Source organism: Meiothermus hypogaeus (assembly GCF_003574035.1).
GTDB classification, from domain to species: Bacteria; Deinococcota; Deinococci; order Deinococcales; family Thermaceae; genus Meiothermus; species Meiothermus hypogaeus.
In genome coordinates this window covers 33,962-60,410 of sequence record NZ_QWKY01000013.1, presented here as the reverse complement: position 1 = coordinate 60,410, position 26,449 = coordinate 33,962, and the positions used below count along the sequence as shown (strand labels likewise).

Here is a 26,449-nt window from a genome sequence, read left to right as displayed (position 1 = left end):
AACCCGACCGAAGTTATCCGCGTAGCGGAGGGCGATACCGCCCCTTGGAAGTTATCCGCGTAGCGGAGGGCGATACCGCCCCTTGGAAGTTATCCGCGTAGCGGAGGGCGATACCGCCCCTTGGAAGGGAGACGCTCTCTTCGCCGACCGACAGTGAAGGGCCATCGGCCCCCGGCTAACGCCGGTACTCAAGGGAGGGGTGTGCTCTAGGATTCAAAAAGACAGCCTCTGGTGTTTTTGGTTTTGTAAACTGTCTTTTTGAATCCGGTATAACGGGGCGCAGAGGCGGTTTTCGAAACCTCTGTGGGTGCAGCTAGTTTGAAAACCACTCTAGACCGTTGGCAGCTTTCAAGCTGTCACAATGTGCTCTACTTCAGCCAGTTCTTCGGGGGTCAGTTTCCAGTTCACAGCCTGGACGTTCTGCTCGAGTTGTTCGGGTTTGGTCGCGCCTGCGATAACGCTGCTGACCACCGGCTTGGCCGCCAGCCAGCTAAAGGCCAGCTCGAGCAGGCTGTGGCCCCGCGCCTCGCAGAAGGCTCGTAGTTGTTCGACAATTTGCCAGTTTCGCTCGGTCAGCACACCCTTGGCCAGGTTCTGGTTTTTGGTCAGACGGGCATCCTCCGGCATGGGCGCATCTTTGCGGTACTTGCCACTCAGCAGGCCACTGGCGAGTGGGAAGTAGGGCAGCAAGCCCATCTGATAGCGCTCAATTGCGGGCACCAGTTCGCGCTCCACATCCCGCACCAGCAAGCTGTATTCGTCCTGGCAGGAGGCAAAACCCTCCAGGCCCAGGCTCCTGGCTGTCCAGTAGGCATCGGACACCTGCCAGGCTGGCAGGTTGGAGCAGCCGATGTAGCGCACCATACCCATCCGCACCAGATCATTCAGGGTACGCAGGGTTTCCTCGATGGGGGTGCGTGGGTCGGGCTTGTGCAGTTGGTATAGGTCTATGTAGTCGGTCTTGAGCCGCTTGAGGCTGGCCTGTACCGCCGACATGATGTAGCGGCGCGAGGCCCCCTTCATCTTGCCCGCATCGTCCATATCCCAGCCGAACTTGGTAGCCAGCACAATGTTCTTGCGCTCCCCGCCAAGCACCTGACCCAGAATGGTCTCTGAACCCCCTCGGTTGCCGTAGGTATCGGCAGTATCGAAGAGGGTGATGCCCAGGTCGAGGGCTTTGTGGATGACGGCCTTGGAGGCATCGAAGTCAATGCGCCCACCAAAGTTGTTGCAGCCGATCCCCACTACCGATACCAACAGGCCCGACTTTCCGAGGTTGCGTTGTTCCATACCCCCCAACTATACCGTTGTGGAGCCATCCATCCTAGCGCTTGGTACGCAATGCTCAAACAACTGGCTACAGCGTGGTGCTTTTTCCGAACCTGCTTCAAGCACTCGTCAAAATCATTTCTTGCACTTGTACTATAATCGCTTCAATTTTGACATTTGGTTCACTCCGAGCGAAGCGGGGAATCTGGCACATTCCAACCCTGCAAAATCGCCCTACTGTAGCAGATGCAAATTCCTCACCGGCTGAACCTCCTCAGAATGACCCTGTGAGCGATGTTCAGTTGTAGTGCTGTCTCGACCAACTGCAAATTTTGAGTTAGCCTGAAGAGGCGCTTTCACACACTCCTTCAGCGCACCGCAATTCAACACCTTCCAATTCCAAATAATTGCATCCGATTCAAGTACCGCAGATGGTCTATAGCAAGGTTGGAATTTATGGATGTAGACCCGCGAATTCCAAACCTGTGGTCTCAGGCCAGCCCATCCGCACATTCAGGCTCTGGATGGCGTGCCCTGCCGTGCCCTTGACCAGGTTGTCGATGGCCGAGATAACCACCAGCCGCCCGGTGTCCTCTTCCAGCTCGAAGCCCACATCGCAGTAGTTGGTGCCCTCGACCACACCTGGGTCGGGGTAGCGGTGGATGCCCTTCTTGAGCTTCACCATGCGAATGAAGGGCTCCGCGCCATAAACCTTGCGATAGGCGCTCCACACGTCCTTCTCGGTGAGGTCCGCACGCAAAAAGGTCTGGGCGGTCATCAGGATGCCGCGCACCCGGTCGGTGGCCACGGCAGTGAGGTGGACCTGGGGGTGGCCCGGCAGATTCTCGCGTATTTCGGCGGTGTGGCGGTGCCCAGTGGGCTTGTAGGCCCGGATGCTGCCCGCGCGTTCCGGATGGTGCGAGGCCAGGCTGGGCTCGGCCCCCGCCGCACTGGTCGAGATCATGACGGTAGCAAAAATGGGTCCATCCACCAGCAGGCCCTCCTTGACGAGCGGGTACAGGCCCAGAAGGGTGGCGGTGGCGTTGCAGCCGCAACAAGCGATGTGGTTAGCGGTTTTAAGCGCCTCGCGGTAGAGTTCAGGGTTGCCGTAGACCCATCGGTTTAGCAGGTCGGGGCGGGGGTGGTCTTCGCCGTAGTATTTTTTGTACAGACCCAGATCTTTCAGGCGAAAGTCTGCCGAGAGGTCAAGGATGATGGGGGCTAGGCCAGCGTACTTCTCGAACTCCCTGGCCGCGACACCGTGGGGCATGGAGAGCACCAGGATATCGCAGGGCTCCAAACCAGCCGGGTCTACAAACTTCAGGTTGGTGCGGCCCCGCAGGTTGGGGTGTACCAGGCTCACGGGGTCGCCCACCATCCGGCGCGAGGTTACCTGCTTGACTTCCAGCAAAGGGTGCCCCAGGGCCAGCCGCAAAAACTCCCCGCCCGCGTAGCCCGAGCCCCCCACAATCGAAACGGTCTTCTTCTCGCTCATACAATCAACGGTCTAGAATACCCGATAAGCACCCCTATGAAAACCGGCGGATTCTCCTACGTGGTCGGCTTTGACGACTTTCCCTTCGAGCGCTCGCACCGGGGCAACGTGCAGGTGGTGGGGGTGGTGTACAACGGCCTGCGACTAGAAGGGGTATTGAGCGGCCAGGTTCGGCGGGACGGACGCAATAGCACCCGCGCCCTGACCGGGCTCATCCAGCACTCCAAGTTCTACCCCAGCCTGCAACTGGTACTGCTGCAGGGCATTGCCCTGGGCGGGTTCAACGTGGTGGACATCCAGGCGCTCTCGGACAACCTGGGCCTGCCGGTGCTGGTGGTCTCGAGGCGCAAGCCCAATCTTGCCGCCATCGAGGCCGCCCTCCGCAAGGTGCGCGGTGGCAAGCAGAAATGGGCCCTGATTCAAAAAGCTGGGGCTATCGAGCACGTGGCTGGCGTCTACGTGCAACGTGCCGGGCTGAGCGTAAAGCAAGCCGAGCATGTCCTCCGGCGCCTGGCGGTACACTCCCACATTCCCGAGCCCCTGCGGACCGCCCACCTGATCGCAGGCGGCATCGCCACCGGACAGAGCCGGGCTCGACCCTGAGCTACCGGCACTTCTAATGAAGCCGCAGACTCCAGGCGTACTCCAGAATTTTGGCCGGGATGTCCACGCCGGTAGTGCTTACCGAGTTCTTGAACTCCATGGTGTGGTTGACCTCGTTGACCAGCAGGCCCCGGGGCGACTCGAAGAGGTCAATGGCCACTACCCCGCCACCCACGGCTTTGGCCGCGCGCACAGCCAGGTCGGCCAGTTCAGGGGTCACTTCGCACCTGGAGGCCTTGCCGCCGCGGGCGGTGTTGGTAATCCAGTGGGCCGAGCTGCGGTAGATGGCCCCAATGCAGGTATCCCCCACCACGAAGGCCCGGATGTCGCGGCCCCCTTTCTCTACCAGTTCCTGCACGTAGTAGAGCTGGTGCTGGTAGCCCCCTAGCACCTCCTTGTGCTCGATTACCGTTTCGGCGGCGTCGCGGTCGCGGATGAGCGAGAGCAGGCGGCCCCAGCTTCCCACCACCGGCTTCATCACCACCGGATAGCCCATTTCTTCGATAAGCTTGAGGGCCTCCTCGGCCTCGGTGGCCAGGGCGGTTTTGGGCTGGGGCACCCCGTGGGCCTCGAGGGCACAGCTCGTAGCCCACTTGTCGCCGCAGACCTCGATGACCTCCGGCGCATTCACCACCGGAACCCCCAGACTTTTCAGGTAGCGCGAGACTGCCAGGCCCTTGCTCTGGGAGACCAGGCGCTCCACCGCGCAAGTGACGCCCTCGAGTTCCGGTGGGCGCTCTCCCAAGCGCATGGGCAGTTGCTTGGCGTAGATTTTCTTGAAGGGAATACCCAGCCCCTCGGCGGCCCGGAAGAGCATCTCCTCGTCGGGGCGGATACGGTCGTAGAGAATGGCTAGCATAAACAAGAGGGTCAGGGGTCAGGGGTCAGGGGACAGGACTTGGTAGGCCCTGCACCCCCAACCCCCAGGCCCTGTCTTACTCGCCCCAATCCTCCGCCTCTTCGGGCGCGGCTTGCAGCCTGAGGGGCTCCAACCCCACCACCTCGAGCTCGGCTCCACAGGTATCGCAGACCACCAGCTCGCCCAGCTCGGGGTTGTTCAGTTCAATCGGGCTTCCACACTCTACACATTCGGCTGTCATGGTTTCTCCTTGGGTTGGTTGATTGCTATGCCTAAAGCGCCTGGCTTTCGGCTATCAGCCTAGTATCGTTCGGCATCTTCTTCGTCCTCGTCCAGTTCTGACCAGTCGGGCACAAAGCGGTGGCCGCACTCCGGGCAGATTGCCTCTTCCTCGCCTTCCCCCACCTCGAAGGTCAGGCCACACTCCGGGCAATCCACAAAAAGCCCCTCCTCGCCCTCTTCAATGACCACCACCTCGAGGGGATCGGTGGAGAGAATCTGTAGGTAGGCCCCACAGGACTCGCACTCAAAGTAGTCGTCGGGGGTGAGCTCCTCCAGGTCTTCGGCAGGGAGGTAGTTGGGCTCGCCGCACACCGGGCAGATCACTTCCAGGTCTTCCATAAATCCTCAACCCCACCAGTCTACCCCTCGGCGCTTTCCCCGGGAAACCGCCCGTACTTGCGGTAGTACTCTAGAATGCTCCCTTCCTTCAGGGCTTCCAGCAAAAAAGCAGGCGGGGGCCTGAGTCGGAAGGTTTCTGCTCCGCGCCGCAAAAGGCCCTGCTCGAAGTCCAGCTCTACTTCATCGCCGTCCTGCAAAGCATCCACCACCTCCGGGGCCTCAAAGGGCATGATGCCCAGGTTGACCAGGTTGCGGTAGAAGATGCGGGCGTAGCTCTTGGCAATGATGGCCTTCAGGCCCAGTTTGCGCAGGGCCTCTGGGGCGTACTCGCGGGAAGAGCCCAGGCCGATGTTTTTGCCACACACCAGGATGTCCCCCGGGCGATAGTTCGGCGCAAAATCGGGGCGAAAGTGGGCAAAGGCGTAGGTGTGAAACTTGTCTTCCCCCACCATGAAGGGCGCGTACTTGCCGGGAAGGATATCGTCGGTGTTGATGGCGTCGCCAAATTTCCAGACCCTGGGCATTATTTCCACTTCCTTTCGTTCCAGTAATCGGGGTGGTCTACCGCGAACACATCGGGCGGTAAAAGCCCCATCTGCCGGGCCAACCCGTACAGTTGCCCCCGGTGGTGCACCTCGTCCTGATAGGCGTGTTGCAAGAGCAGCCAACCGCGCATCCCTTCGTGCCAGGGGTTATCGGTAGCGAAGTCGGTAAGGCGAGATTCCAGCGCTTCCTGGGCCCAGGTTCGCGTTTGTTGCTGAACCCCTTCCAACCAGTGATGAAGTGTTTCAACCTTGTAAACGGTAAGGTGCTTGTGTAGCTCCCAGTCGGCATCGGGGCTCTCTTCCAGGGTTCCTTTGGGCTCCCACTGTTGCAAAAAAAGCCCCCGGGCTGCATAGAACTGGTGCGCTCCGATGTGATGGAACATTTCCCCTACCGTCCTCGAGCCCGGCCACAGGGTGCGCCGCAAGTCCGCTTCCAAGAAGCAGCCGAGCAGCTTCAGCGTGACCATCCGCACCCCGTCCCAGTGGTCGAGGAAACGCTCCAGGGTAGTGTAAACGGTTGTAACGCCGGTCATCTTGCCCCCCGAGCCTAACCCCCCAACAGTTCCTCCGGCGTGGTGATGTACCCCGCAATGGCCGTGGCCGCTGCCACCCGGGGCGAAGCCAGATAAATTTCGGCATCCGCCGCGCCCATCCGCCCTCTGAAGTTGCGGTTGGAAGTGCTCACACACACTTCACCCGGGGCCAGCACGCCCTGGTGGCGGCCCATACAGGGCCCGCAGCCAGGGGTGCCCAAGGTCGCGCCCGCTTGCAACAGGGTGAGCAGGGTGCCGTCGGCGGTGGCCTCCTCGAGCACCTGCGAGGAAGCCGGAATAATGAGCATGCGAACCCCCGGCGCCACCTGGCGGCCCTTCAGAATTTCGGCCACCTGGTGCAGGTCGTCGAGCCGCCCGTTGGTACAGGTGCCCACAAAAACTTGGTCTACCTTCTTGCCCTTGACCTTGGCCACTTCTTCCACGTTGTCCACGTAAAAGGGCACCGAGACGCGGGGGGTGAGGCTCGCAAGGTCAATTTCGACTTCCTTAGCGTAGACCGCCCCCTTGTCGGGGTAGAGCCAGTCGGGCACCGCGTAGAGTTCAAGAATCTCGCCGCTGGGCACCACCAGCCCGCACTTGGCCCCGGCCTCCACGGTCAGGTTGGCCAGCGTGAGGCGCTGGCTGCGGGTTAGGGATTCGGCCCCGTCCAGAAGGTGCATCTCGATGCTCATATAGGTCGCCCCGTCGGCGGTGAGGACGCGGATCATCTCGAGGGCCGCGTCCTTGGCCGTGGTACCGGGGGCCAGCGAGCCCCTGAAGGTTACCTTGACCGTCTCGGGCACCCGCAGCCAGGTGCGCCCGGAGGCTGCCGCCAGTGCGATGTCGGTTGCCCCCATCCCGCTGCCAAAGCAGGCAATCCCGCCGTAGGTGGTGGAGTGCGAGTCCGAGCCCAGGACAATGCCCCCCGGTAGGGCCAGCCGCTCCTCCACCAGAACCTGGTGGCAGATGCCCCGCCCCACATCAAACACCCGGCAGCCGTGGCGGTTGCCCCACTCGCGGATTTCTTTTTGGGCCTTGGCCACCTCCACATTGGCCGCCGGGGCCACGTGGTCTATCACAATCGAGACCTTCTCGGGGAAGCGCGGGGTGGCCCCAAGCTGCTCCAGCCGCTTGAAAAAGCTCCCGGCGATGGAGTCCACTACCATCACCTGGTCTACTTCCACCACCACCAGTTCGCCCGCCCGCACCGCGCGGCCCGCTCGTTTGGAAAGGATTTTTTCAGCTAAAGTCAGGTACACGCCGACCTCCTATCAGGAGCCTCTATACGAATGAAACCATACGGCAGTACACCGTGGTTGTGTTTGCTGAACCACCGTCCCATTTCGTAGCGGTGAGTTGCCCATAGGAACCTTTCGCAAAATTCTCAAGGACATCGGCATCTCGGTGGATGAATATCAAAAGCTCTGACATACCTTAGTCCAGGTTCTCCAGCCGTGCGGTGGGCACTTCCTCGGGCAGGGTATGGCGAGAAAGGCCTTGGGCCTCGGCAATCTCGAGCAAAAGTTCCTCAGGCTTCTTGCTGCGTCCAATCTCGGCGGTGCGAGCCTTGAACTCCTGGGCAATCAGCCTGGCCTGCTCCTTGCTGATTACAAAGTTCTCCACTTCCTTCAAATAGTAGTAGATCAGATGCCAGCCTGAAAGCGGGCCCAAGAGAAGCTGATTTTTGTCCACCCCAAAGTCGTGCAGGCTGTGGGCCTCGTAAACTTTTTTCTCGTTCAGTACTGCTTTCTGATGCACCCCTGCCGTATGGGTGCGGTTGGTGAGCGAGACCGGCTCGGTATAGGGGACCAGTGTACCCAGGATAGAGGCCATCAAAACGTTCAAGGGGTAGCACTGGCTGAGGTTGTACTGCGAGGCGATTTCGGGGTAGCGCTTGGACAGGTTGAACAGCACGCCCGTAACCGAGGGAATCCCGGAACGCTCGGCCAGACCCCAGATAGAAGCGTCCACGTAGCGTACCCCCGCCCGCACGGCGGCATTTACATTCGCCAGGGCCAGGCCCCGGTCATTGTGAAAGTGGCATTCGAGGCTCACCGCAGGATATCGCTCTTGCAACCGGGTGACTACGGCCACCACATCCTCGGGCTCGGCGATGCCGACAGTATCGGGCATACCCAGGGTGTTTACGTAGGGGTACACCGCATCGTAAAGGCAAAAAACGTCCTCGAGCGGGGTACGAAAGGCATCCTCGGCGCTAAAGCGGATATACAGGTCGGGGTGGGCCTGGCGGGTAGCTCGGATCACCTCTCGGGCCAGCGTCACCGATTCTTCCAGGCTTTTCTGCGCGTTGTGCTGTTGGGCCAGGGGCGAAACCCCCAGGTACAGGTTCAGACCGTTGCAACCGGCCTCCAGCGCTTTTTCGATGTCCAGCGGATTGGTGCGGCAGTGACCCAGGAAGTATAGCGGCTTTTCGCTGAGCGTTCGGGCGAAAGCAATCAGCTCGCGCACGTCCTCCGCCTCGGCCTCCCCCACCACCGGCGAGAAGAACTCGAAGTGCGTTACGCCCAGCTCAATCAGACCCGCCAGCAATTGCTTTTTCTCCTCGAGGGTAAAGCGGTACTTCTCGGTGTCGAACAAAAGTGGCGACTGCTGACCATCGCGGAAGGTGGTATCCACAATTTCAATACGGGAGTGGGTAGGCTCTGGCATAACATCCTTCATAAAAAAAATCGCCCGCAAGCGGGTGCGGGCCGGGATACGCAGCTGCGCGGACTAGCTCAGACTAGCCCCCCGGCACTGGGTTTTTTTGCACTTAAGATCATCACTGGCAGAAGTGTACGGGTGGTATACCGCGCTTGTCAAGATTGGTGTGGTTTGCCGCCAGGTAGCAGGCAACCCCTGTCCTCCTCGAGTCGGGGAAGCTACTACTCGAGCCTCCCCCGGGCTGGTAAAGGGTACAGGTACAGCCACCCATTGGATACCCAGTACCTTGTCTGTCGGGTTGAACTCCCAGCCTTCGGGAATGCCTCCCAGGACATACGAATCGAAAAGCGGCGGCTGGTCGCCAACCCAGGGGCAGGTATCGCGATAGATTAGAAGCATGACCCAACCCGAAATTGACCTGTTGCAGCATCAAGATTCCTGGCGCCTATGGCGCATCATGGCAGAAATTGTGGAAGGTTTTGAAGTGTTGGGGGAGTTGGGGGTACCGCTCGTAACGGTGTTTGGTTCGGCCCGCCTCGATTCGGAAAGCCCCTACTACCCCCAAGCGCAGCTCTTGGGACAACGGCTGGCCGAGGCAGGTTTTGGCGTGGTGACGGGCGGCGGGCCAGGGCTGATGGAAGCCGTCAACCGGGGGGCCTACAACGCAGGGGGCATCTCGGTGGGGCTGAATATTCAGCTACCTCATGAACAAAGGGCCAATCCCTTCCAGACCCATAGCTTGAGTTTTCGCTATTTTTTTGCCCGCAAACTGATGCTGGTGCGCTACGCCCAGGCTTTTGTGGTGATGCCGGGTGGCTTCGGCAGCCTGGATGAGCTGGCGGAGGTGCTGGTGCTGGTACAAACCGGAAAGGTGCATCCGTTCCCCATTTTTGCACTGGATAAGACCTACTGGAGGGGATTGCTGGACTGGATGAAAGGCACCATGATTCCCGCCGGGGTTGTGGATGCCAAGGATCTGGACCTCATCAGCCTGGTAGACACGCCTGAGGAAGTGCTTAAAGCGCTGACCGGCGCCAGCGGGAACAACCCTTGATACCGGATTCAAAAAGGCAGTTTACAAAACCAAAAACCCCACAGGTTGTCTTTTTGAATCCTAGAGCACACCCCTCCCGAACGGTCGGTGAAAAAAGCGTCTCCTTTCCAAGGGGCGGTATCGCCCTCCGCTACGCGGATAACTTCCAAGGGGCGGTATCGCCCTCCGCTACGCGGATAACTTCCAAGGGGCGGTATCGCCCTCCGCTACGCGGATAACTTCGGCCCTGTTGATTCGTTACCGTTCGGTAACGAATCAACCGAATCTGGTATTACGCACCCAAGCGTGGGCCGGGCCCGGCCCACGGGTGCTTGGGTTTCGAGTTTCCAGGCAGCCACTATTCTGTCCAGGACAAAGCTTTTTTGAAGTGGGATGGCTCAAGATATGTGAAGAGCGCTCTATATGTTCACAGTGCGGTGTGAATCGCCCGTAGCCGTAAATGCCGACCAGAAGTAGGGGTTGGGATACTCCTGGCGCAACACCAGTTGGGCCTCGCGCAGGGCCGTAGCCACCGACATGCCCGCCCGCAGGTTGGTATAAAAGGTGGTCATGAACCTGGCGGTAGCATCGTCGCGTACCGGCCACAAACTGGCAATCAAGCAAGGCGCACCGGCATAAAGGAACCCCCGCGCCAGGCCCATCAGTTCGTCGCCGCTGGTTTGCTTGGCCAGACCTGTCTCGCAGGCCGAGAGCACCACTAGCTCGGCCCCCAGGCGCAGGTTGTAGAGATCTCGGGCCGCCAGCCAGCCGTCGGCCATGCGCAGCCCGGAAAACATAGGGTTGTCGGGGCGGAAAGCCCCGTGCGTGGCAATGTGCAAGACTTCGGCCTGGGGTGCGGCCGCAAAGAAGTTTTGTAGCGTGGCCGCCTCACCCACAAACTTGTGGGGGGTCTGGGCAATCTGGCTGATCTGTTCCACTTCGAGGGTAGCCTGGGGAATGTTTTCGATAGGCACACCAAAAGCCACCAGCGAGCCAGGGTCGTGCCGAATACGTTTACGGCACAAGGCGTACACCGCCGCACTAGGCGAGAGGGAAAGCTCTGCACGGTCGAGCAGGTATTGTTCGCCATCATATAAAGCTGCAAAGGGCACCGCGTGGAGTATCCCGTGCGGAACGATAATGAGGGGCTGGCCGGAGAGTTGGAGCGGGAGGGGTTCGATGAGTAGCTGGTAAAGGGCATGGAGTTGGTCGTCTACCGAGCGCTTGAGGGCTTCCTCACCATATATCTTCAGCATCATGCCGCCTTGAGCAACCCGGCTGAGAAAGAACTCGAGCTGTTCGACGTGCTGCTGGACCTGCTCGAGGGTGCCCAGCCCCCGTACCGCCTCGACGCGATCCCCGTCCACCACAAAGGCCATCAGACCCTCGCGGGTGTGGAAGTACTCGAGCAGGATGGTGCCGGGCTCGAGGGTTTGCTGCAGCTCGTGCAGGCGAAGCTCTTGCACTTGTTCGATCAAGACGATTTCGGGCTGGAGGCGCTCAAGCTCGCGGATGAGCTGCGTGACCTGCTCCTCCAGAGCCAGCATTTTTTCCCAGTTGCTGCCACGGATTCCCGCTGTCGCTTCGGCTTCTACTGCCAGGAAGTGCTGGTTGAGCTCCTGGCGCGCCTGGGCGAGTTCCTGCTGCAAGCGTTCGACCTCGGGGTCGGCTGAGCTGCGCGGGCTTTCGCCCCCACGGGCCAGCAGGTCTACCAGGGCCCGTGACTTGGCGCGTTCGGCATATTCGAAGGCTTCACGGGGATGCTTTGTATCCAGAAGCAAGTCCACCAGGTCGCCGTAGACCTCCAGCTTATCGCCCAGGTAAGCCGACTTGAACTCGTCCACGCTGAGGCTGGCCCGCACGCCCTCGAGGCGCTCGATGGCGCGTTTGAAGTGCAGTTCGGCGGCCTGGGTGCGGTTCTCCAGCAGGGCCATCTGACCGCGCAGGCGTTCGATGCGGATGGTGAGATCGGGAATGCCCAGCCCCACGGCCAGTGAGGCGGCCTCTTCCAGGTAGCGCTTGGCCTCCGGGCGGTTGCCCAGCTCCAGCAGGGCTTCGGCCATCACGCTCAGACCCAGGGCTTTGGCCGAAGGCACCTCGCTCAGGGCCTCAATGGCCCGACCCGATATCAGCACGGCCTGCTCGAGGGCGGCCATCTGGCCCTGGCGGCCCGATTCCAGAAACAACGAGGCCACCGAAACATCCACCAGTGCCGCCTGGATGGCGTTTTGCAGGGACAACCAGCCCTCCCGCGCCCGTTCCAGGGTCTGGCGGGCTTCCTCGAGTCTGCCCTGCTTGGCCTGGGCGCCCCCCAGGGTGGTCAGGGCCTCGGCCTGCTCCATCTGCATACCCCGCGCCGCAAAAACCTCCACCAGCTCCTGGGAGAGCTTGCGGGCTTCCGATAGCAGGTTTAGATCGAGGTGAATGCGGGCCTCCTCGAGCTGGGCAAAAGCCGCATTGGGGTTACCATTGAGCCTGCCATACATGGCCCGCACCCGGCTCAAAAGGTCCAGGGCCTGGTTCAGCCGGCCTTCCTTTCGGTAAAGCAGGGCCAGATTCACGCTGTTGCCGATAAAGTCTTCGGTCAGGTTGTGGGTGCGAAAAATGTCCAGGGCAGTCTGGTAATGGGCCACCGCCTCGCGGTAGCGATCCTGGGCCTCGTAAATCAGGGCCAGGTTGCCGTGGGCCTTACCCTGGCCTACCACATCCCCCACCCTCGAGAGTTGTTCCAGCGCATTCTTGATGGCGCTCTCGGCCTCGAGCATCCGGCCTGCCCGGTAGTGAATAATGCCAATGTTGATGCTCACCAATGCTGCATCGCGAAACAGCCCCAACCCCATAAAGGCCTCACGGGTTTCTTCCGCCAGGGCCAGGGCTCCGCTCATGTCGCCCATAACCGCCAGGGCCTGGATCTGCCGCATTCCAGCGCGGGTCGCATCTTCCTCGTATCCCAGGCTTTGCAGCCCCTTGCGGGCTTCTTCATAGACGGGGATAGACTCGGCAAAATTGCCGCGTACCGTCAGGCCTACAGCATAGGCCCACAGGGCCAGCGGGCGGGCCCTGGCGTCCTGGACATGGGCTGCGGCCTCTACAGCCCGTTCCCCTGCCAGCAAAGCCCTGGCGGTATCCACGTCTTTTTGACGGTCTACTTCCGCCTTGAGAATCTCGATTAATTCAATCGCTGGCATGGTCTGCTGTAAACGGGCCTGCCTTTTGGCTGGATCAGGCTCGTCCATCAGATACCGGGCCAGGTCAGTGGTATTCATAGCCGCAACGTCCCAATCTTAAGGGGAATTGCTAAATAAACACAATTTTGGCGGTTTACATACAGGCTCAAGCGGCCGAATCTTCGCTCAGGAAGCTCCTGATAGAAAGCAAGGCCTCTACCACCACGGGGTCGAAACGCTGCCGGGCCTCTTTGGCAATATCTTCCAGGGCTTCTTCGACGCTGCGAGCAGCCCGACCTTCCACAGGTTGTACCGCGGCTGTAAATTGCCTGGCCACTTGCAGTACGCGGGCAGCCCTGGGAATTGATTCACCCGACCAGCCCAGCGATTGATCCCTTCCGTCCCAGTGGCTCTGAACAAACATCAGCACCCGTGCGGCTTCGCGCAACAACCCATCGGGCATCTGCACATCCGGGGAGCTTTCTATTTCGCCCAGGGCCATTTGCAGCAAATAGCAGCTGGCTTGCAAGACCTGTTGTTCTTCTGGCCCCATTTTCAGCGCCTGGGCCAGCCGGTTTGCAAGGCGGAACAGAGGCGTGTTGATTTGAATAAATTGCTCCTGTCCCTGGGTAAACAGTGGGGTGCGGCCCTTGCGCAAGGCCTTGTCCTTGTACATCTGGTCGTCGGCAATGCGCCACAGGTTCTGAATATCCGATACATCGGTAGGATAGACCGCATAGCCCAGACTGACCTTCAGAAAAGTACTATCGGAAACGCGAATTTCCTCCAACAGCGCGCGGTAGCGCTCTGCTGTGCGGAGCGGATTGAGGGTGCTGGAACCCTCGATGATCAGAGCAAATTCATCGCCCCCCAGGCGGTAGGCCCGGTCACCGGCCCTGGCCCTCGAGCGCAGCACCCCACCCAGCCGCACCAGCACATGATCGGCATGTATGTGACCGTAGGTATCGTTAATGGCTTTGAAGCCGTCCAGGTCGAGCAGCACCAGTACCACCACACGGCCATTGGCCCGGTGGGTGAGCTTTTCCAGGTCGCGCTCAAAGGCCCGGCGGTTGCCCAGCCCGGTCAGGGGGTCGGTGTAGGCAGCCCAGGCCAACTCTCGCCGCAAAGTCCACTCAACCCGCACCACCCCAATGGCTGCCGCCATATCGCTGAGGAGTTCCTGGGTCTGGGCATCGGGCAACCAGTGTTGCTGGGTGCTGAAGAGCAGCAAGGCACCGGCTTCGCGGCTATGCCGCAGGATGGGCAGGATAAACAGGCTGCGCAGCCCCGCTTCTACCAGTTCGGGGCGGTGGGCAGGATACAGGTCGTAGCGGGGAATGCCCACCTGTTGACCGCCACGCAGGCGTTCGCCCAGCTGGCGGGTAATGGCTGCTTCTACGGGCAGCCCCGAACCCCAGCCTGCCTGAGCAATGGTGCGAATGGCGTGCCCTTCGAAGGTAATCAGGCGGGCCCCTTCCGCCCCAGAAAGGCGGGTGGCTTCCTCGAGGGCATCCTGCAAGCCCAGCTCGAGCGGCTGCTCGTGCGAGACCCGAAACAAAGCGTTAATCGCCGATAGCCACAGCGACTGGCGCTCCGCCGCTTCGCGCAAATACACCTCGCGCAGGATGGGCGCCACGCCTGCCATGTACTGGCTGACCCAGTCAACTTCAGCCTGGCCCAGGGACCGGGCCGGAGCATACAGGTGCAGTACCGCCCACACCTGCCGACTGGCCACCAGCGGCAGGGTCAGGTTGACCGCAGGCTCATGGGCGGGGGCTTGCAGTCGGAAGGGCAGGGCACTGAAAACCCGGTACAAGAAATGCTCCTCGTGGTCTAAATGCGCCTTTCCGCCCAACCAACCTTCTGGCGAACCCAGATAGGCCGTCTTGAGCGAGGACTCCACTACCGCTTCGATTCCCTCGAGGGCAGCCTGGGCCACTCCCCGAAAAGCCTGCAAGCTAAAGCGGTTTTGACCATCCCGTACCCACAAAAAAGCCTGTTCAACCCCTGGCAGCTCGCGCAGCAGTTCCTCTAATCCCCACTCGAATGCCTGGTTAGCGCCAGCCGAAAGCAATCGCTCAATCAGTTGGGTAGAGACTGCTTGCGGTACGGGCCGGCCAGGTTTGGACTCCGAGGGTAATCGAGCCAAGCGCAGGCGACGGGGAGGGCGATCTTGAGACATATCAACACTCTCTGAATACACTTCTGACTAATTCCCGCCAAAATCCCACATTAGTACACATCTACCGAGCGCACCACAAACTGCTGCTCACCCAGGTTCATCTCGAGGTGGTAAACCCCCGTGGTAGGCACCGGCAAACGAAACATGCCCGATGCGCAGAGCTCCACTTCCTGCAACAAGCCCCCATCGCAGGCCATCAAGCGGGCCAGACCATTACTCTGGGTAGGTGTTACGAGCTTGCCAATCAAGAGCGGTTCGGTTCCCTCGACCTTGAGGCTCAGATCAAGGTAGTGGTTGTCCACCTTGTACAGCCTGCTCCACGATCCGCTCAGGCTGTGATTGCGCACAGCGCTCAGGGCGTTGCGCGAATCCATGACCAGGATGGCTTCGCGGCGGGTGGGTGTTTTATCGGTAATCACAGTATTCTCCTTTGTATGACTGCACCTAGTATCTAGACTTCACAATAGGGAAACCCTCGAGCTCTGGGGGTGCAAATAACCGTTACGTGGGAAAAAATTGCTTAATCCAACCCCCCAATTCGTTACTTTTTTTGTGCAGTGAACAGGCCACCGAAAAGCCAGCGGATCTGTGCCCATGCAAATCTTTAGATAGAAGTTTTTTGTGGAAATCTCAAAAGAATGCTGGGTCTGATGGCAAACACCCTTCCAGAAGTTCGTTTTGGCGGTCGGGGCAGGCCAGGCCCGGCTCCACACATAAACAACATTGCACGGGTTTAATCCGTGCAATGTTGGCATCAAGGCAACCTATAGCACTTCCAGAGCGCGCACCAAAAAGGTCTCTTCACCCAAATCAAACTCCAACACATGATCACCCTTCTCCTGAACACTCAAGCGAAAGGTGCCATATTCGCTGACGGGGCTACGGTTGCTCCCACCTGGCCCGTGCAGCACAACGCTCAGCGCTACCGGCTTGTGTGCCTCGGCAATTACCTGCCCCACCAGCACAGCATCCCTGCCCTCGGGCCTAAGCGATAAATCCAGGTACATATCCCCGGCCTTGTAGAGTCTGCTCCAGGCAGAATGGAAAGGCTGGTGACGCACAGCGCTGGTGGGTGTATTCCGGGAGTCCATGATCAGGATGGCTTCTTTATAGGGCATCGGGTTGAGTAAAATCATGGCTCTTCCTCACTTGCGGGTGACGGTGATCAGGTCAGCAAAGGCGGCTTGCCAGCCTGCCGTCTTGCGTATGAAAACTACGGCGCTGGTGTTATTGGCCCCGGTCTTGAAATCTAGCGAACGCTGAACCCAGTCCGTGCTTCCCGTTGCCGATACACCCACCTCTGACCCGCCAAAATTTCTTGCTCCCAGCAATAAGGATTCACCCGAGCCATCCACCTTGAGCCAGGCTGTAAGGGTGTAGGTGGTGTTGGGAGCCAGGCCGGTGATGGTTTGCTCTAAGCTGCCCGTACCATTGATGCGCGCGCCATTGGCCCCTGCAAAGAACTCGCCCCACCAGTCCACCCAGCTTATCGAGACAGCGCCGCTGGTCGTCCAGCTGGCAAAACTCCCCGACTCGAAGCTACCGTTGCGCACGAAGTCCAGCGTGCCGGTATTGGAAGCAGGGGAAAAGCCCGGCAAGCTGCGCAGGAAGCGCTCGATATCCAGGCGGCCCGCGCCGTGGCACCAAAGCCCGCCCAGGCCATCCGATACGCTGCACCAGCTCGAGTTGGCCTGGTACAGGTTGTACCAGAGGCTTTGGTTTTCCAGGCTGTCCTGGAAATAGCTCTTCAGGTCGCTGCGGGCCCAGTCATAGGTGGTCTCGCTATAGGCCAGGGCCAGCGCTCCAGCCACGAGGGGGGCGGCAAAGGAAGTACCCCGAACTTTGGCGGTGCGGTTACTTGGATAATAGCTCGTTACATCGTTGCCCGGCGCCCAGGTGAACACATCTGCGCCAAAGGAAGAGAATTTAGAGAGCTTGTCATCGCTATCCACGCTGCCCACCCCAATAACATTGCTCAACCACCAGCCCCAGCGACCCGGATAGGTAATTTCGTCTTTTTTCCCCTGATTACCAACCGAGGCCACCACCCAGACCCCCCTGGAGCCTGCAAAGTTGATGGCATCCACCAGCGGCTGGTACCATTCGAAGGCGCCAAGCGAGAGATTTATAATCTTTGCGCCAGTATTGACTGCGTGGTTAATAGCCAGAATCACATGATCCAGGTTGCCTTGCCCATTACTGTTCAGTACGCGAATGGGCAAGATGGTGGCCTTGGGCGCTACTTGCAAGACCAATCCTGCCGCGGCGGTGCCGTGGCCATAGGCACTGCCCCCGCTGGGCTCCATGGGGTTGTTGTCGTTTTCAATAAAATCGCGCCACTCGCTACTGGGCGCCAGGCGACCCACAAAGCCCTGGTGGGCGGTATCAATACCGGTATCCACCACCGCTACCTTGACCCCCTCGCCAAACTTTCGGGCAATGGCATGGGCTTGGGGCAGCCGCACCTGCATGAACACTTTGTTGTTTTCGCCTGGGCTGTCTGGAATGTTGCTTCCACCGGCCCAGCTATTCCAACCGCCAGCCCAGCTATTGAACCCACCCGCCCAGCTATTGAAGCCCCCGGCCCAACTGTTGAAGCCGTTGGCTCCAACCTCGGGTGAACTAAGGGCGCCGTTGGCCGTGGACTGCACCGAAACCCCCCTGGACATCAGTGCGGCATGCTCTGCAGTACTCAGCTTCAGGTGGGCGATGCCCTGGTCGGAGTACCACGAAAGGATCGTGCCGCCGTATTTTTGTTGGGTGGCTTCCTGGGTATCGCTGGCCGAAATCTTGACGGTAATGATGTAGCCAGGGTCGGTCGCACCCGCCGGTGGTCCCCCATTCAGCCCACCACAGGCCGAAAATAGCAAGACCGCAGCAAGTAACAACCCGGTGCGTATGCACCAGATCGATTGGCAAAATGTATCCTTCACTCGAGTTCACCCCCAAGGGCCACAGCCCTACTGAGGGTTAGCATGTGCGAAGCGGTCGACGCACAAGACCGAAAATAACCGTTACTTGGCTTTCGAGACTCTAAAAAGGGACAATGGTGAGTGTATTATGTCGTTCTGGTTGGGGTTTTAGTAGATAACGTCATTTTGATGAAAACCCTTGACCATAGCCCAAGTTGCGAAGCCCTGAGGTCATGTGGGTTCCGTTGAAGTCGCTGGCTGAGCCATGGCCGCGAGCAGGCCGACAAAACAACCCGCAAGGAGTTAACTAAACCTACAAGCTGGTGGAATGTACTGGATGGCCCGCCTATCGGCCTTGCCTTTGCAAAGGGTCGGGTTGACCATTCAATTTCGAATACCATGCTTTGAACTCAAGAAGGCGGGTGTAATACCAGATGCGGTTGATTCGATACCGTTCGGTAACGAATCAACCGGGCCGAAGGGAGTGCTCGAGGATTCAAAAAGACAACCTATGGGGTTTTTGGTTTTGTAAACTGTCTTTTTGAATCCGGTATGTTGAATCAACCCTACCGGAACCTACGTAGGCTCTGGGCTACTCTGGCCCTTTTAGCTTTTGGCAGTTGTACAGGAATCAACAAAGACGCAGTTTCTCGCTTTACCGCGCTTATATGAGCCAAAAACCGATAACGCCGACCTGGGGGAAATTAAGAAGCGGCCCCTCGAGGGGCCGCCCTTCCAGGCGTTAGCTTATACCTCCAGCCAAACCTGCCCCTCCTCGAGCTTGGCCTTGTACGCCTTGACCGGGCGTGGCGCAGGCAGGGTGGCCTTGCCGGTGCGCAGGTTAAAGCGGGCCCCGTGGCGGGTGCACTGGATGGTATCGCCCTCTATCGGGCCATCGGAGAGTGGGTTTTTGTCGTGGGTACAGATGTCCGAGATGGCAAAAACTTCCTCGCCGGTGTAGAGCAGGAGCACCGGGGTTTTCTCACCCTGTACCTTCACCACCAGACGGCCATTTTCGAACTGCTCCAGGGTAGCAACAGGAATCCACATAAAGAAGCCAAAGGTTATACCAGATTCGGTTGATTCGTCACCGTTCGGTAACGAATCAACAGGGCCGAAGTTATCCGCGTAGCGGAGGGCGATACCGCCCCTTGGAAAGAGAGACGCTTTCTTCGCCGACCGTTCGGGAGAGGTGTGCTCCAGGATTCAAAAAGACAACCTATGGGGTTTTTGTTTTTGTAAACTGTCCTTTTGAATCCGGTATTAGAGGCCAGAGGCCGAAGGCCAAAAGTACTGGGCTTTTAGCTTTCGGCCTTCAGCTCTGAACTATACCCTTACCTTTTCCTCGATGATGCTCTCGATGTACTGCCGCAGCGGCTCGAGGGGGATACGGGTGAGCACGTCGGTCATGTGGCCCTTCACCAGAATTTGCTGGGCCATGTGGCGGGGTAGACCGCGGCTCATGAGATAGAAGAGTTCTTCCGGGGCTACCGGCGCGGTAGAGGAACCGTGCGAGCACTTCACGTCGTTGGCCCCAATCTCGAGCTGCGGTACGCTATCGCTGCGGGCGTCCTCCGACAAGAGCAGGTTGCGGTTGGTCTGGTAGGCATCGGTTTTCTGGGCCCCTTGCTCTACCTTGATCAGGCCCGCGTACACCGTACGGCTCTGATCCTTGGCTGCTCCTTTGTAGAGCACATCGGAGTAGGCATGGTCGGCTACGTGGTGTTGCAGGGTGTAGTGGTCTACGTGTTCGTGGCCGGTGGTAAAGTACAGCCCAAGCATCTCGGAGGACGAACCCGGTCCCAGCATCTCCGACTGCACCTCGGCCCGGCTGATGGTCGCCCCCATGTTCACCACCAGGTCATTGAGGGCGGCATCGCGCTGTAGGTGCGCCCGCTGGCGGTGGAAGTGGTAGAAACCCTGGCCCAGCAGTTGGATGTGCGCGTGGCGCACCTTGGCTCCGTTGCCCACGATGATTTCGGTGGAGGAGGTATTGACGGAAGGGGCTACCTTGGCGGGCGAGATGTACTCCTCGATGTAGACCGCCTGACTGTTTACGTCGCCTACAATCAGGGTGCGTGAGCCCGAAAGCTTGCCGCCCTCCAGGTACTTAAAGACCCCGATGGGCTTATCAAACTCCACGTTCTTGGGAATGTAAAGGAATACTCCGTGGGTGAATAGAGCCGCGTTCAGGGCGGGAATCTTGGAGTTCTCGGGACGGTTTTTTTGCGTGCCCACCAGGTCGCTCCAGTTGACCGCCTTGAAGAGGTTCTCCTCCACCAGCCTGGGGTGCTGGGCTACGGCCTCGTGCAGGCTGGTGAAGATGACGCCCTGCTGGCGGTATGCCTCGGGCAACTCGACGTGCACCAGGTCGGCCCCTACAAAGACCGCGTATCCCGAGAGCTGGGCCTGGGCCAGACGCTCCTGTACCGCCTGGGGAATGGCCGAGGCCCGGCCAGTGGGGAGCTCGAGCGCCAGCTCCTCGAAGGGCACCTCGGTGATGTCGGTGTACTTCCACTCCTCGGTGCGAGTGGTGGGGTAGGGCAGCCCGGCAAAGGTCTCCCAGGCTTCCAGGCGCCTGGCACGAAGCCACTCGGGCTCGTTCAGCTTGCTAGAGACCTGCAAAACCAGGTCGCGCGAGAGGGTTGAGGTCAGTTCCATTAGCCCACCGACCCTTCCATCTCGAGCTCAATCAAGCGGTTCAGCTCGACGGCGTACTCGAGGGGCAACTCCTTGGCCACCGGCTCGATGAAGCCCCGCACAATCAGGGCCGCGGCTTCGTCCTCGGGCAGCCCCCGGCTTTGCAGGTAGAAGATCTGCTCGTCGTTGAGGCGGCTCACGGTCGCCTCGTGGCCCACGGTAGCGGTGTCGTCCTCAATCTCCATGTAGGGGTAGGTGTCGGTGCGGGACTCCTCGTTGATCAGGAGCGCGTCGCACTCCACGTTCACCTTCACGTGCTTAGCCCCTTCGTACACCTTAATCAGCCCGCGGTAGCTGCTGCGGCCCGAACCCTTGGAAATGCTCTTGGACACGATGCTGCCACCCGTGTTGGAAGCCGCAAAAATCAGCTTGCCCCCGGCGTCCTGGTGCTGGCCGGTGTTGGCAAAGGCAATCGAGAGGATGTCCGAGCGGGCCCCCTCCTCTACCAGATAGCTGCTGGGGTACTTCATGGTCACCTTGGAGCCCAGGTTGCCATCCAGCCACATGTGGTAGGCGTCCTTCTTAACCAGGGCCCTTTGGGTGACCAGGTTGTACATGTTGTGCGACCAGTTCTGGATGGTGGTGTAGCGGCTCTTGGCGCCCTGGTTCACCACAATCTCGATAACGCCAGAGTGGAAAGAGTCGGTGGTGTAGGTAGGGGCGGTGCAGCCCTCGATGTAGTGCATATCGGCGCCCTCGTCCACCACAATGATGGTGCGCTCGAACTGGCCCAGCTCGGCGGTATTGACCCGGAAGTAGGCTTGCAAGGGCAGGTCTACCTTGACCCCCTTGGGCACATACACAAAGCTCCCGCCCGACCAGACCGCTGAGTTGAGGGCAGCGTACTTGTTGTCCTCGGGGGGAATGACGGTAGCAAAGTACTCACGGAAGAGGTCTTCGTGGTGCTTGAGCCCTTCCTCGATGGAGACGAAGATGACCCCCAGGCGCTGCAGTTCTTTCTTTACCTGATGGTAAACCATCTCCGAGTCGTACTGCGCACCCACCCCGGCCAGCACCTTGCGCTCGGCCTCGGGGATGCCCAGTTTTTCGTAGGTGCGGCGAATCTCCTCAGGTACTTCTTCCCAGCTACGGGCGTCGCGCTTTTCGGTGGGCTTGGCATAGAAGTAGATCTCGTCCATGTTGAGCCCGGAGAGATCGGCCCCCCAGGTCGGCACCGGCTTGGACTGGTAGATTTCCAGGGCCTTCAAACGGAACTCGAGCATCCAGGCGGGCTCGTCCTTGTGGTAGCTGATGGCTTCCACCACGCGCCGCGAGAGGCCTTTTTCGGCTTTCCAGACGGGCTTTACTTCGTCCACAAAGCCGTACTTGTATTCATTACCAATGTCTTCAACGACAAGGTTATCTGACATTTGCGCTCCCTTCATGTCGAACCGATGGCCTATAGCTAGTGGCCACTGGCTTTTAGCCTGTTACTGCCAATTCCTTCACCCAGTCGTAGCCCTGCTCCTCGAGCTTCAGCGCCAGTTCGGGGCCGCCCGAGGTCACGATGCGACCATCAATCATCACGTGCACTGCATCGGGGATGATGTAGTTGAGTAGACGCTGGTAGTGGGTAATCAGCAGCGCGCCAAAGTTGGGGCCGCGCATGGCGTTCACGCCCTTGGCTACCACCTTCAAGGCGTCGATGTCCAGGCCGGAATCGGTCTCGTCCATGATGGCATAGGTGGGTTCCAGGACCATCATGTGCATGATCTCGTTGCGCTTCTTTTCACCCCCGGAAAAGCCATCGTTGAGGTAGCGGGTCAGAATGCTCTCGTCCCACTCGAGGGTCTGCAAGGCCTTTTGCAGCTTGCCGTAAAACTCCATCATGTTCACTTCGCCGCCCTTTTTGGCCTGCAAAGCCAGGCGCAGGAAGTTAGCGTTGGAAACCCCCGGCACTTCAACCGGATACTGGAAAGCCAGGAACAACCCGTTGCGGGCCCGCTCGTCGGCTTCCATCTCGAGGATGCTCTCGCCGTCCATCAGGATGTCGCCCTTGGTGATTTCGTAGCTGGGGTCGCCGGCAATGATTTTGCCCAGGGTGCTTTTGCCCGCTCCGTTGGGCCCCATGATGGCGTGTACCTGGCCCTTGGGCAGGATTAGATTAACCCCGTTCAGGATGGTCTCGCCGTCCACAATTTTGGCGTGCAGGTTGCGGATTTCCAGTTGGTTTACCATGCTTCTCCCCTTGTAAGTGGTTGACTGCGTCTTACTGCGAATCGCTCGCAATAAGAGTATAGGTTCTTATTTCAATAATGTATAGTAGTTTAGTCGGGATTCTGATTGCTCAGGTTACAAATTAACCTCTATAGATGGGGTTGCCGGGTTTGTAAGGTAACGCCACGGCATTCCTCGACTTGCTCCATTTGCTTCATCCCCAGGACGGGGCAGAGCGCCCTATCCCCAGCCGTCACGCCGGTCTGAGCAACAAGGTCAACCCCACTTTCCATCTTCGGGCAAAACAGCGCAGGTGGAGGCGATAATTGGTATCAGCCGATTTTACGCTTTAGACCAGCACTTTGAACTATGTTGGTGGCGATTTCCTCTATAGAAGCGCTGGTGGTATCGAAATACTGAATCCCCACCCGCTTGAAAAGCAGCTCGGCCCGCCGCACCTCGTACTCACACTGCTCCATAGAGGCATACTGGCTGTTCGGCTTGCGCTGGGTGCGAATCTGATGCAGTCGGGCAGGGTTGATGGTCAGGCCAAAAATTTTGTCTTTATACGCCTTGACCGGCTCGGGCAGGGTATCGCGCTCAAAGTCGTCCTCGGCCAGCGGGTAGTTAGCGGCCCGCAGCCCATACTGCAAGCCCAAAAACAAGCACGTAGGCGTCTTGCCAGCCCGGCTGACCCCGATCAGGATCACGTCGGCCATCTGGTAATGCCGATCCCCCAGGCCATCATCGGTGGCAAGCGCAAAATCTACTGCATCAATGCGGGTAAAATAGCTATTATCGCTCACGCTGTGCAGCCGACCTACCCGGCCTGTGGGGGGCTGACCGAGTTCGCGTTCCAGTTCCCCCAGGTAGGTACGAAATAGGTCAAAGTGCAGGGCTGGGGCTGTTTTGAGCTGGTCATTTAACACTGGATTGGCCAGGGTCGAAAACACAATAGGGCGTACCTGCTCACGCTCAAAAATCGAATTGATTTCGTATACCAGGCCATAAACCTCTTCTTCGGTATCTGTGAAAGGCCGCGTTACATAACGAAACCGCACGGTTTCAAACTGGGCCAAAAGACTCCGCGCCACCGACTCCGCCGTTAAGCCCGTATGGTCTGAGACAATAAAAACCGTTCGCTCCATAGCACGCTCCCGCAGGCCATCCCAATAACAGTGTAGTTTATGTGTGTAGCACTTTCTACACAGAAATTTGGGACATACCTACACCAAAACCAGCTACTCCCCTTCGCCCACAGCCCAAACTACCATCAACAGCAACGAGGTGCGTTTATGGCTTATATCCGTTGGTTCGAAACGCTGGGCATGAAAGACCTGGAAACCGTAGGCGGCAAAAATGCCTCCATCGGAGAGATGATCGCCAACCTATCTCAGGCCGGGGTGCGGGTTCCGGGGGGGTTTGCTACCACGGCAGAGGCCTTCCGCGAATTCTTGCGCCACAATCATCTGGTCGAGCGCATCAACACTGCCCTGAGCAAACTAAATACCAATGATGTAGATGAACTGGCCCGTGTAGGGGCCGAAATTCGCAGCTGGGTAGAAAACGCCGAGCTACCGGGGGCCCTGGAAGTAGCCATTGTAGATGCCTACATTCGCCTCGAGTCCGCCTCCCAGGGCGGGCTTTCTGTTGCGGTACGCTCCAGCGCTACCGCCGAAGACCTGCCCGAGGCCAGCTTTGCGGGGCAGCAAGAAACCTTCCTGAACGTAAAGGGCATTGAAAGTGTTCTCCTGCACGTCAAAAAGGTCTTTGCCTCGCTCTACAACGACCGGGCCATCGCCTACCGCGTCCACCACGGCTTTGCCCACGAAGAAGTGGCCCTCTCGGCGGGCATACAGCGCATGGTGCGCAGCGACCTGGGGGCCTCCGGCGTGGCCTTTACCCTCGACACCGAGTCCGGCTTCCGCGATGTAATTTTCATTACCTCGAGCTACGGTCTGGGCGAACTGGTGGTTCAGGGGGCGGTCAATCCGGATGAGTTTTACGTGTACAAGAAAGGGTTGGCCGAGGGCCGCAATACCATTTTGCAGCGCACCCTGGGCAGCAAGCTGCAAAAGATGGTCTACGCCGGAGAGGGCCGGGGGGTGCAGGCTGTTGATACCTCCTCCCTCGAGCGCCGCAGCTTCTCGCTCTCCGACACGGATGTGCTGGAGCTGGCCAAGCAGGCCCTCCTGATTGAGCAACACTACGGCAGACCCATGGACATCGAGTGGGCCAGGGACGGCCTGGACGGGCAAATTTACATTTTGCAGGCCCGCCCCGAGACCGTGCAGAGCCGCGCAAGCCGGGTTCTCGAGCGCTTCGAGATGCTGGAGCACGCCCCGGTGCTGGTAACCGGTCGGGCCGTGGGGCAGCGTATCGGCGCGGGTACGGTACGGGTCATCAACCACCCCCGCGAGATGAACCGGGTGCAGGAAGGCGACGTGCTGGTCGCCGACATGACCGACCCCGACTGGGAACCGGTGATGAAAAAAGCAGCGGCCATCGTGACCAACCGCGGTGGGCGCACCTGCCATGCGGCCATCATCGCCCGGGAAATGAACATCCCTGCGGTGGTGGGCGCCGGCAACGCCACCCAGGAACTGCGCGATGGCGAGATGGTTACCGTCTCCTGCGCCGAGGGCGACACCGGGCGGGTGTACGCAGGCACCCCCCGCTTTGAGGTGAAGCGGATTGAGCTTGACAACATGCCCGAAATCCCCACCAAGATCATGATGAACGTGGCCAGCCCCGAGCGGGCCTTCAGCTTTGCCAACCTGCCCAACGCCGGGGTGGGGCTGGCGAGGCTCGAGTTCATCATCAACAACGTGATTGGCATTCACCCCAAAGCACTGCTGGAGTTCGACCGGCTGCCCGAGGACCTGAAAAAAGAGATTGAACAGCGCACCGCCGGCTACAAAAGCCCGGTAGCCTTCTACCGCGAGAAACTGGCCGAGGGCATCGCTATGATTGCGGCTGCGTTTGCCCCCAATCCGGTGATCGTGCGGCTTTCCGACTTCAAGTCCAACGAATATGCCCATCTGCTCGGGGGTAGCCGCTACGAACCCAAAGAGGAAAACCCCATGATCGGCTTCCGGGGGGCCTCGCGCTACCGCAGCCCCGAGTTTGCCGAAGCCTTTGCCCTGGAGTGTCAGGCCCTCCGCGAGGTGCGGGAGGAGAAGGGCCTGAAGAACGTGTGGGTGATGGTACCCTTCGTGCGCACAGTAGGCGAAGCCAAAGCGGTGCTTGAAATCCTGAAGAACAACGGCCTCGAGCGGGGCAATGACGGCCTAAAGCTCATCATGATGTGCGAGGTGCCCTCCAATGCCATCCTGGCCGAGCGGTTCCTGGAGCTTTTCGATGGTTTCTCGATTGGCTCCAACGACCTGACCCAGCTCACCCTGGCCCTGGACCGTGACTCGGGCCTGGTTGCGGATTTATTTAGTGAACAGGATGATGCGGTGAAGTTTTTGCTCGAGCGCGCCATCGGCACGGCCAAAAAGATGGGCAAATACATCGGCATCTGCGGCCAAGGCCCCTCCGACCACCCCGAGCTGGCCCTCTGGCTGGTGCAGCAGGGCATCGAGAGCATCTCCCTCAACCCCGATAGCGTGCTCGAGACCTGGCTCTTTTTGGCCGAAAAGAGCCCGGCCCGGGTGGGTTAGAAAGCTTTCAGGGCTTTGCTGTGGATAGCCTGGTATTAAAGAAT

22 protein-coding genes are annotated in these 26,449 nt (G+C 59.4%); 3 read left to right on the top strand and 19 right to left on the bottom strand.

Annotated elements, in window-relative coordinates:
• Positions 1–348: 348 nt before the first annotated feature.
• Both Mhypo_RS05330 and argC read right to left on the bottom strand, forming a co-directional pair.
• Positions 349–1,290 (bottom strand): aldo/keto reductase, encoded by a 942-nt coding sequence (locus Mhypo_RS05330; protein WP_119340271.1) that lies wholly within the window; start codon positions 1,288–1,290, stop codon positions 349–351.
• A 433-nt stretch (positions 1,291–1,723) separates the two neighbouring features.
• Positions 1,724–2,764 carry an N-acetyl-gamma-glutamyl-phosphate reductase gene (gene argC / locus Mhypo_RS05325; protein ID WP_119340270.1) on the bottom strand — a complete coding sequence of 347 codons (1,041 nt, stop codon included), beginning with the start codon at positions 2,762–2,764 and terminating at the stop codon, positions 1,724–1,726.
• Positions 2,765–2,800: 36 nt separating this feature from the next.
• Between argC and Mhypo_RS05320 the strand changes: the two genes are divergently transcribed.
• Entirely contained in the window at positions 2,801–3,367 is a 567-nt protein-coding gene (locus tag Mhypo_RS05320; protein WP_119340269.1) for an endonuclease dU, read from the top strand.
• A gap of 13 nt (positions 3,368–3,380) precedes the next feature.
• On the opposite strand, the gene lysX is transcribed toward Mhypo_RS05320, so the two are convergent.
• The 7 genes from lysX to Mhypo_RS05285 all read right to left on the bottom strand — a co-directional run bounded on the left by lysX (position 3,381) and on the right by Mhypo_RS05285 (position 8,595).
• Positions 3,381–4,226, bottom strand: coding sequence for a lysine biosynthesis protein LysX (gene lysX / locus Mhypo_RS05315; protein ID WP_119340275.1), 846 nt, complete (start codon positions 4,224–4,226; stop codon positions 3,381–3,383).
• Between the two features lie 76 nt (positions 4,227–4,302).
• Positions 4,303–4,467, bottom strand: coding sequence for a lysine biosynthesis protein LysW (lysW, locus tag Mhypo_RS05310; protein WP_119340268.1), 165 nt, complete (start codon positions 4,465–4,467; stop codon positions 4,303–4,305).
• Between the two features lie 59 nt (positions 4,468–4,526).
• On the bottom strand, positions 4,527–4,847 hold the full coding sequence (locus Mhypo_RS05305; RefSeq protein ID WP_119340267.1) for a paraquat-inducible protein A: 321 nt from the start codon (positions 4,845–4,847) through the stop codon (positions 4,527–4,529).
• Between the two features lie 20 nt (positions 4,848–4,867).
• Positions 4,868–5,371: a LeuD/DmdB family oxidoreductase small subunit gene (locus Mhypo_RS05300; RefSeq protein WP_119340266.1), complete on the bottom strand. Its 504-nt coding sequence runs from the start codon at positions 5,369–5,371 to the stop codon at positions 4,868–4,870.
• The gene (locus Mhypo_RS05295) at positions 5,371–5,925 is read right to left on the bottom strand and encodes a DinB family protein (RefSeq protein ID WP_119340265.1); all 555 of its coding nucleotides are present in this window, start codon (positions 5,923–5,925) and stop codon (positions 5,371–5,373) included. Before Mhypo_RS05295 ends, Mhypo_RS05300 begins: the two co-directional genes overlap by 1 nt.
• A 14-nt stretch (positions 5,926–5,939) precedes the next feature.
• Entirely contained in the window at positions 5,940–7,184 is a 1,245-nt protein-coding gene (locus Mhypo_RS05290) for a 3-isopropylmalate dehydratase large subunit (RefSeq protein ID WP_119340264.1), read from the bottom strand.
• Between the two features lie 175 nt (positions 7,185–7,359).
• The gene (locus tag Mhypo_RS05285) at positions 7,360–8,595 is read right to left on the bottom strand and encodes a LeuA family protein (RefSeq protein ID WP_119340263.1); all 1,236 of its coding nucleotides are present in this window, start codon (positions 8,593–8,595) and stop codon (positions 7,360–7,362) included.
• 391 nt (positions 8,596–8,986) lie between these two features.
• Here Mhypo_RS05285 and Mhypo_RS05280 point away from each other — a divergent pair, with 391 nt between their 5' ends.
• Positions 8,987–9,643 (top strand): LOG family protein, encoded by a 657-nt coding sequence (locus tag Mhypo_RS05280; protein WP_119340262.1) that lies wholly within the window; start codon positions 8,987–8,989, stop codon positions 9,641–9,643.
• A gap of 398 nt (positions 9,644–10,041) precedes the next feature.
• On the opposite strand, the gene Mhypo_RS05275 is transcribed toward Mhypo_RS05280, so the two are convergent.
• The 10 genes from Mhypo_RS05275 to Mhypo_RS05230 all read right to left on the bottom strand — a co-directional run bounded on the left by Mhypo_RS05275 (position 10,042) and on the right by Mhypo_RS05230 (position 23,888).
• The gene (locus tag Mhypo_RS05275; RefSeq protein WP_119340261.1) at positions 10,042–12,888 is read right to left on the bottom strand and encodes a CHAT domain-containing protein; all 2,847 of its coding nucleotides are present in this window, start codon (positions 12,886–12,888) and stop codon (positions 10,042–10,044) included.
• Positions 12,889–12,955: 67 nt separating this feature from the next.
• Complete coding sequence (locus Mhypo_RS05270; RefSeq protein WP_119340260.1) at positions 12,956–14,971, bottom strand: diguanylate cyclase; 2,016 nt, start codon at positions 14,969–14,971, stop codon at positions 12,956–12,958.
• 50 nt (positions 14,972–15,021) lie between these two features.
• On the bottom strand, positions 15,022–15,390 hold the full coding sequence (locus tag Mhypo_RS05265; protein ID WP_119340259.1) for a hypothetical protein: 369 nt from the start codon (positions 15,388–15,390) through the stop codon (positions 15,022–15,024).
• A gap of 345 nt (positions 15,391–15,735) precedes the next feature.
• The gene (locus Mhypo_RS05260; RefSeq protein WP_119340258.1) at positions 15,736–16,107 is read right to left on the bottom strand and encodes a hypothetical protein; all 372 of its coding nucleotides are present in this window, start codon (positions 16,105–16,107) and stop codon (positions 15,736–15,738) included.
• A 9-nt stretch (positions 16,108–16,116) separates the two neighbouring features.
• On the bottom strand, positions 16,117–17,859 hold the full coding sequence (locus tag Mhypo_RS05255) for a S8 family serine peptidase (protein WP_147075538.1): 1,743 nt from the start codon (positions 17,857–17,859) through the stop codon (positions 16,117–16,119).
• A 771-nt stretch (positions 17,860–18,630) separates the two neighbouring features.
• Positions 18,631–18,933, bottom strand: a complete 303-nt coding sequence (locus Mhypo_RS05250) for a Rieske (2Fe-2S) protein (protein ID WP_119340256.1) — start codon at positions 18,931–18,933, stop codon at positions 18,631–18,633.
• Between the two features lie 276 nt (positions 18,934–19,209).
• Positions 19,210–20,544 (bottom strand): Fe-S cluster assembly protein SufD, encoded by a 1,335-nt coding sequence (gene sufD / locus Mhypo_RS05245; protein WP_119340255.1) that lies wholly within the window; start codon positions 20,542–20,544, stop codon positions 19,210–19,212.
• Positions 20,544–21,953, bottom strand: a complete 1,410-nt coding sequence (sufB, locus tag Mhypo_RS05240) for a Fe-S cluster assembly protein SufB (RefSeq protein WP_119340254.1) — start codon at positions 21,951–21,953, stop codon at positions 20,544–20,546. The genes sufD and sufB overlap by 1 nt, the downstream gene beginning before the upstream one ends.
• Before the next feature lie 52 nt (positions 21,954–22,005).
• Positions 22,006–22,761 carry a Fe-S cluster assembly ATPase SufC gene (gene sufC / locus Mhypo_RS05235; protein WP_119340253.1) on the bottom strand — a complete coding sequence of 252 codons (756 nt, stop codon included), beginning with the start codon at positions 22,759–22,761 and terminating at the stop codon, positions 22,006–22,008.
• 311 nt (positions 22,762–23,072) lie between these two features.
• Positions 23,073–23,888, bottom strand: coding sequence for a pyruvate, water dikinase regulatory protein (locus Mhypo_RS05230; protein ID WP_119340252.1), 816 nt, complete (start codon positions 23,886–23,888; stop codon positions 23,073–23,075).
• A 147-nt stretch (positions 23,889–24,035) separates the two neighbouring features.
• Here Mhypo_RS05230 and ppsA point away from each other — a divergent pair, with 147 nt between their 5' ends.
• Positions 24,036–26,405 carry a phosphoenolpyruvate synthase gene (gene ppsA / locus Mhypo_RS05225; RefSeq protein ID WP_119340251.1) on the top strand — a complete coding sequence of 790 codons (2,370 nt, stop codon included), beginning with the start codon at positions 24,036–24,038 and terminating at the stop codon, positions 26,403–26,405.
• Positions 26,406–26,449 lie beyond the last annotated feature (44 nt).